Raw genomic sequence first — 3,923 nt, forward strand, 5'->3', positions numbered from 1 at the left:
AATTTTCGTACATAGATGGCCATACCGATCCCTCCCGTGAAAACATCGGTTTTCACAGAAGGTTATTCCCCTTTTGAAGAATTATAATCCTGGACAGGGCACTAGGTCACTCCGTTCCCGGTCTCGGTATGCAGGGAGGGTTGGGTTTCACATGGAGTGACTTTGGCTCGTAAGAACAACGGAAGGACATGTGAAACCCCATCCCGACCGGCCCGGCCTCAAATAAAGATTTATCAGACATGCCCTAAAACCGGGGCCCTGTGAGACCGGGGCTCCGGTTTTAGGGTGTGTCTGGTAATTCAGTTACAATTTAAGAGAAGGAGAGGCGAGGACGCTCTCCTTTTTCATGAATCTGGGCAACCAGAGGACGTACAAAGGAAAGATCCACCGCCTGACGAATTCGACGGAGCAGATGCTTTTGGGAATAAGATCTTCCAGATGAACAGATTGGAACATGGACGGTTGCCGACTTTGTTTTCCGAACATCTGTATCTCCTCCGTCCATATTTAAATCTCTATTGGTATCCTTCGACATTAACAAGCGAATACCGCCAAAATTTTATATTCAGGAGAGATCTAGTGATTTTGAGTTTGCCGATTGTTTATTCACTACAAACCATACTGATGATACAACAACCAGCAGTAAAGTCATGGTGTATAAAATCACTTCCGGTTTAACAATATCCACAAAAAAACCAATTAAGGCTAGCGATGCGGGCATTCCGACCTGTTCAACCGTCCCAAAAATACCAAAGATTCTCCCTCGGAAACTTTCATCCACTTCGGTCTGAACATATGTTACATTGCTAGTGCTCACTAATGATGTACCTGCTCCAAAAACCAGAGAAGAGACACAGCATACAAAAAAATTAGGTGAAGCCGCTACCCCTCCCAAAGCTAATGCCATGACAGACAATCCTATAGTTGTATTTAACCTTGTGTTCAAATTTTTCCCGAACTTACTGATCCATGCACTAACCATAATAGCGCCTATAAATAATATCGCAAAAAATATTCCGTAACCTTCAGGTCCTTTTCCTAAAGCCTTCATTTTTAGAGGCATCAAAATTTCCAGTGGGCTGTAACTAATGTTCATGAAAAAAAAGATAATCGGGATCATGAACAGTATTTTGGAGGAGAGTAAAAATTGGAATCCTTCCCTTACCTCTGCCCAAACATTTATATTGGATGAAGACTTCCTATGAATGTTTGGGAACTGGATAAGCATTAATAAAAATGCCATCATACAAAAAGTGACGCCATTAATAAAAATAGCCGAGATTGGACCCATCCAGGCAACCAACACTCCTCCAAACGAAAAACCTAATAAATTGGAGATTTGACCTGTTAATCCATTCAATGCATTCGCTCGTCCGACGTCTGATTGAGGGACTAAACGGGGTAATAAAACAGCAAAGGAAGGTCGATAAATTAAGCCTACAAAACCAAGCAATAAAGCAACACCTACAATCATTAGAACATTCAGGGTCCCATAGGCTCCAAACAAGCAAATGATAAGCATGAGGCTACCCCGAACAAAATCCCCTATCACTAAATACCGCTTCATATGAATTCGATCCACTATAGTTCCAGCAAGTGGGCTAAGTATGTAAGGGGCAGCAGCTGCTGCCATGGTGATCGCAGTAAATTTTGGGGATCCGGTTAGATCCAAGATCAAATAAGATAATGCGACTATATACAAAGCGTTACCAATTCCGGATTGCGCATGGCCTAACCATAGTAGAAGAAAATTTTTGTTCCAAAGCTTTTGTGCAGTCATTCCTGTATCCTCCTGAATTTCACAAAGTAGGTGTTAACTCCGATTGGTTCATTAATTTCTCCAGCCAAAATAAAGACCGTTCATTGTTACCTATATCATCATAAGCGACGGCAAGCATTTTGTGTATTTGAGGAACTTTATCAATCCATATGTCTTGAGAAAATAGTTCTTCCGCTTCAAGCAAAACCTCAATGGCTTCTCGAGATTCCTTAGCCTGAATAAGGGCATATCCATACATTGCTAACACTTCAGCCAAAGATTCTGGATGATGCTCTCTACTCATTGTCAATGCTTGTCTATAAATTGGCAACGCATCTTTCCAGCTAGATGTCATACCAGCGTATAGTCCATAGTTTTCGAGAATTTGCAAACGATAACGGTAAGAAATCCCTGGAATAATAGTTAAATTACTGCTAGGTATATCAGATATAAGATCTAAAGCTTCTTTGATTGATTCCCCTGCCTTATCCAACTGTTTCGACTTTATGTAAAAGAGAGCCTCGAGGTTCTTAATAAGTCCTTTACTAAATTTAGTGTCACTGCTATTTTTAGTACGATTACCAAATTCAATTGCAGCTTGGTAGGATTTTTTTATTGCCTCTGGAATAGCCTTGGGTTGGTTTAATCGTTTTATTTCAGCAACCGCAATGCGAAACTGTGTCGTGAACTTCTGATACGGATTTTCCCAAATTTCCAATGCTAAATTATAAGCATCTCTACAACGTGGATCACCAGTATGTGCAAGTAAGTTTCCACAACTGCTGAGTAGTTCTGCTCCTTGATCGTTATCTGGAATGATTTCCTTACGATTCAAAATAAGGTTCGCCATCCGGTCTGCATCTATCCAATTACCCAACACATCGGCATAATATTTCAAAGTGACATTTAACCGATCCGGAGTTTGAATATGACTTGAGACAAACTCTTCAAAGTTAAAAGGGCTTGTATCAAGCGGCCGATTCAACTTATTAAATATATTTACAACAGTCTGGTCGTGGAATTTATCCCCATAAATTGTTCATCATTATGTAACAGGTTGATGGAATTATTCATAAAAAACTTTGTTGGTTCATCACTTCTTCGTAATCCTAAATCTGAAGTAAAACTAGCATTGTAATAGTTCTTGTCTGTCACACCCCTTGTTAGGAAACTCATAAACATAGGATGCTTTTTATCGGAATTTTGGTGGTTATTTAGGAGATATCTTACAATAGAAAAGCTTGGGAGGTTAAATTCTATAAAACTTGGCTTATTTTCCATTATACCCCTCTCCTTATCGAAAAAAGGATAGAAGATGTGCATTTAGCACACCTTCTATAGTTTTCCTAAATCAATGATTCCATGACACGGCCAAGCGTTTCGTGAAATCAAGTGGGTTTTTCATTTCCATACGAATTTGTTCCATTTTTTTGCTCATAGCAAAATCACTCCTTGAAATTTTTCTTGCAATATTCATAATTCTGGAAAAGGCATCCAAATACAAGAAGGAATAATCAGTCGGTTCGTAGAATTGTTTTATGTTACATGTAAAAGGGGGGTCGGGTAGGATAGGCCCCAATGAATGTCAGCAGAGGAGGCGAGAAAATGCACAAGGCCTATAAGTTTCGTCTCTATGAATACCAAAGCGAACCACCTTAAGCAATAAATCCATACTGATGTACAAAGCGAAATGGCACGGGAGAACTCTTGTAAAGGTAGGGAGAGACTTTCCGTCCAGTTTTGTTCTGGTTGGATAGAGCCGAGAGGTTAAAAAACTGGCATCAGTGAGAGGACCTGTCCCGATTGTCCGAGCATTAACTACCGAGACATCAATGCCAAAAGAATATTTTGCGGGAAGGTCTGAGGATCATTGCCGATCGCATCCACAGGGCATGCGGTCTAAGCTTGGTCAATTTCTCGGATTTGCTGTAGATTACTAGGGGCGGCCGGATTCCCGGCCGTCTTTGTTGTACATGGATGGAAAGGAGCTCGGGGATGGGAAAATCAGTGACGGTGAAAGAGCTGGCGGCACAATTTGAGCTGGAGATTGCCGGCGGGAAAGCCGGTTTGGACCGGGAACTGATCACCAGTGACCTTTATCGCCCCGGATTGGAGCTGGCCGGTTTTTTCACCTATTATCCTGCGGAAAGACTTCAGATGTTGG

The 3,923-nt window shown here is 41.1% G+C and carries 2 protein-coding genes and 1 pseudogene; 1 reads left to right on the forward strand and 2 read right to left on the reverse strand.

Features of this window, described 5'->3' with window-relative positions; genetic code table 11:
* Positions 1 to 565 precede the first annotated feature (565 nt).
* Both IEV46_RS17540 and IEV46_RS17545 read right to left on the reverse strand, forming a co-directional pair.
* Positions 566 to 1,780 (reverse strand): MFS transporter, encoded by a 1,215-nt coding sequence (locus tag IEV46_RS17540; RefSeq protein ID WP_188433862.1) that lies wholly within the window; start codon positions 1,778 to 1,780, stop codon positions 566 to 568.
* A gap of 19 nt (positions 1,781 to 1,799) precedes the next feature.
* Positions 1,800 to 2,657, reverse strand: a complete 858-nt coding sequence (locus IEV46_RS17545; RefSeq protein ID WP_188433864.1) for a tetratricopeptide repeat protein — start codon at positions 2,655 to 2,657, stop codon at positions 1,800 to 1,802.
* A gap of 1,097 nt (positions 2,658 to 3,754) precedes the next feature.
* Here IEV46_RS17545 and IEV46_RS17550 point away from each other — a divergent pair.
* Positions 3,755 to 3,923, forward strand: a pseudogene (locus IEV46_RS17550) (HPr(Ser) kinase/phosphatase); the annotation flags it as partial.

The sequence above is a fragment of the Kroppenstedtia guangzhouensis genome (genome assembly GCF_014637345.1).
GTDB classification, from domain to species: domain Bacteria; phylum Bacillota; class Bacilli; order Thermoactinomycetales; family DSM-45169; genus Kroppenstedtia; species Kroppenstedtia guangzhouensis.

Coding starts and splice junctions, on each gene's coding strand:
- IEV46_RS17540 (WP_188433862.1), bottom strand. CDS start 1,780: ATGACTGCACAAAAGCTTTGGAACAAAAATTTTCTTCTACTATGGTTA.